This window comes from Vibrio sp. 1402, assembly GCF_033340275.1.
In genome coordinates, this window is the sequence record NZ_JAWOWE010000047.1 from 1 (window position 1) to 1,974 (window position 1,974).

A 1,974-nucleotide genomic window follows, 5' to 3' on the forward strand; every position below is an offset into this window, starting at 1 on the left:
GGCTGCGTTCGGTAGCTTCATGATGATATCTAAATTTATATAGGTGGTTATTATGTTTCAGTTCTTCGCTACAATACTTAGTTTCTTGTTTGGTTGGCTTCGTCTTGCTCTTCCTTTCATTGCTGGTTACTTCGGTTCGGTAGGCTCTCAATTTCTCGTGTCTTTAGGGGTAGGGGTTACAGTATTTTCTGGCTTTAATATCGCAACCTCTTATCTCATTGGTTTAATTACTTCCAGTTTCGATACCTTGCCTATTTACGTCCTCCAGTTCTTGGGGCTTATTTGGGTTGATAAAGCGATTAACTTGATGCTTAGTACTGGCTTTTTCTTGCTGACTATTAAAGGCCTTCGTGCTGGTTCTATTGCTCGTCAAGGATGGTGGAAACCAGGTCAAGATAAGGGGAGCCTTCCACTATGATTTACTTGAGAACTGGCTTACCTGGCGCATCAAAAACGCTTAATAGTTTGCGTGAATTAGTGATTAGTCATGATGATGCACGTCCTTATTTCTACACTAATATCCGTTTGCTTATGTTGGATATGGCTGTTGTACAGTCTTTCTCTGGCTGGTTCTACGGCTGGTTTTTTCCACGTTTAAAGGATAGGGGGCAGCGCAGAAAGTTAGAGAAAATCATGCGTCCTATTCATGATGATGGGGAGTTTATCTCCCTGTCTGATGTTCCTTGGTTAGAAACACAATACGAAACACATGATCATTTCGACACTTGGCTTTATTGGGTACGTCGAGTTTACCCTAAGAAGAAATTGGTTAAGCTAGAGAATCTACTCGATGCAGCTGGCGATACAGCCGTTGATAAGTTCGATATGGTGAAGCCTTTGAATCTTCACTTTACGCATTTTGAAGATCCTCGTTCTTGGATGGATTTACCAAAGCGTTCAGTTTTGCTCATCGATGAGTGTCAGCAATACTTTCCTCCACGCCCAACCGGTTCGAAAGTTCCGGCGGCGATTGCGGCATTAGAGACACACCGTCACGGTGGTTATGATATTCACTTTGTTACGCAAGATAGAACGCTATGTGATGCGAACTTGCGTAAACTTGTTGGTCGTCATATTCATTTCTTTAACCCGTTTGGTGGTGAGCGTGTAACCCGAAAGGAAGCGCCTAAGACATTCAATCCAGATGATTATCACGAATCTAAAATCGCTACTAAAAAGCTTGTTAAGCGTGACAAGAATTTCTATGGCGTTTATTGGTCGGCTGAGATTCACACCCATAAACCTAAAATTCCGTTTATGGCGTTCGCTGGCCTGATAGCTTTAGGCGTTTTTTGTTGGTCTGCTTATAACATCTACGATAAGTTTTTAGGCGGTGGTGAGCCTGAGCCAGTTAAACAAGTTCAGCCTTCAACGTCCCCAGCTCCAGATTCAAACAAGGCAGATTCACTTGATAAACAGCTTGATACTTACGTAGCTGAGTTAATCAAAGGGGTTTATATCTCTGGTTCTATGACGCACTACGATAATGATTCAGTAGATATTGATTATGTTTTCTATCGTGAATCTGATGGTGCAGCCTTTGAACCTGATTCGATAGGTTTGGTAGTTGAACCCATTGATAGGTGTTTCGCTAATTTCAAAATCGGTTCTGTTGTTCGGCCAATTACGTGTAATCCATTTTACGTTCGTGAGATTGTCGAAGAACGAGAGGAAAATGAGGCGATGACAATGGCCAAGAGCTCGGATAAACACAAACCTAATATTAGCTTATTTTAATGAATATCAATCAACTCGATGACCAGCTTTTCCCGCAATCATTCAATAGAGGTTAGAAAATGGAATCTTTAACACTTACAACTCAAGACATCGATTTAATTCTGGAAGGCACATTTCTGTATGCATTTTTTGGAGTGCTCGCTGCCTTGTTTTTTTATGACTTTTTATGCTTCTTAGTTACCATATTTATAAGGCGCTTTAGACCATCAAATACAACGCCTTAAGTGCGCATTATGT

General features: G+C 41.1%; 2 protein-coding genes. Both read left to right on the forward strand.

From position 1 onward, the window contains the following. Window positions 1–52 precede the first annotated feature (52 nt). On the forward strand, window positions 53–418 hold the full coding sequence (locus R7044_RS23995; protein ID WP_225455844.1) for a DUF2523 family protein: 366 nt from the start codon (window positions 53–55) through the stop codon (window positions 416–418). Next, entirely contained in the window at window positions 415–1,737 is a 1,323-nt protein-coding gene (locus R7044_RS24000) for a zonular occludens toxin domain-containing protein (RefSeq protein ID WP_225455845.1), read from the forward strand. Before R7044_RS23995 ends, R7044_RS24000 begins: the two co-directional genes overlap by 4 nt. Window positions 1,738–1,974: the final 237 nt, after the last annotated feature.